Origin of the sequence: Bacillus sp. TSO22 (assembly GCF_020223595.1) — a bacterium.
Taxonomy (GTDB): domain Bacteria; phylum Bacillota; class Bacilli; order Bacillales; family Bacillaceae; genus Bacillus; species Bacillus inaquosorum.
Window position 1 is genome coordinate 1 of record NZ_JAHAWO010000018.1, and the last position, 570, is coordinate 570.

Sequence of the window (570 nt, forward strand, 5' to 3'; positions counted from 1 at the left end):
CTGTGAGAGTAGGACGCCGCCAAGCAATTGCACGCTAGTGCAATTATGGAGGATTAGCTCAGCTGGGAGAGCATCTGCCTTACAAGCAGAGGGTCGGCGGTTCGAGCCCGTCATCCTCCACCATTTTGCCGGTGTAGCTCAATTGGTAGAGCAACTGACTTGTAATCAGTAGGTTGGGGGTTCAAGTCCTCTTGCCGGCACCACTTTTATATGATATAATACTCAAGTCTCTTGTAAGAAGAGCCATTAGCTCAGTTGGTAGAGCATCTGACTTTTAATCAGAGGGTCGAAGGTTCGAGTCCTTCATGGCTCACCATTTTTACGCGGGTGTGGCGGAATTGGCAGACGCGCTAGACTTAGGATCTAGTGTCTTTATGACGTGGGGGTTCAAGTCCCTTCACCCGCATTATATAGGATAACGGTTATAAAAACTGGACATCCTGTCTGCGGAAGTAGTTCAGTGGTAGAACACCACCTTGCCAAGGTGGGGGTCGCGGGTTCGAATCCCGTCTTCCGCTCCAACTATACCATCCACGCCGGGGTGGTGGAATTGGCAGACACACAGGACTT

The 570-nt window shown here is 50.7% G+C and carries 5 tRNA genes; all 5 read left to right on the top strand.

The window, feature by feature from the left end:
• Positions 1-47: 47 nt before the first annotated feature.
• The 5 genes from KHQ79_RS22065 (at position 48) to KHQ79_RS22085 (ending at position 521) form a co-directional block, all read left to right on the top strand.
• Positions 48-123, top strand: a tRNA-Val gene (locus KHQ79_RS22065).
• 4 nt (positions 124-127) lie between these two features.
• A tRNA-Thr gene (locus KHQ79_RS22070) sits at positions 128-203 on the top strand.
• A gap of 37 nt (positions 204-240) precedes the next feature.
• Positions 241-316 (top strand) — tRNA-Lys (locus KHQ79_RS22075).
• Between the two features lie 7 nt (positions 317-323).
• A tRNA-Leu gene (locus KHQ79_RS22080) sits at positions 324-406 on the top strand.
• 40 nt (positions 407-446) lie between these two features.
• A tRNA-Gly gene (locus KHQ79_RS22085) sits at positions 447-521 on the top strand.
• The last annotated feature ends 49 nt before the right edge of the window (positions 522-570 follow it).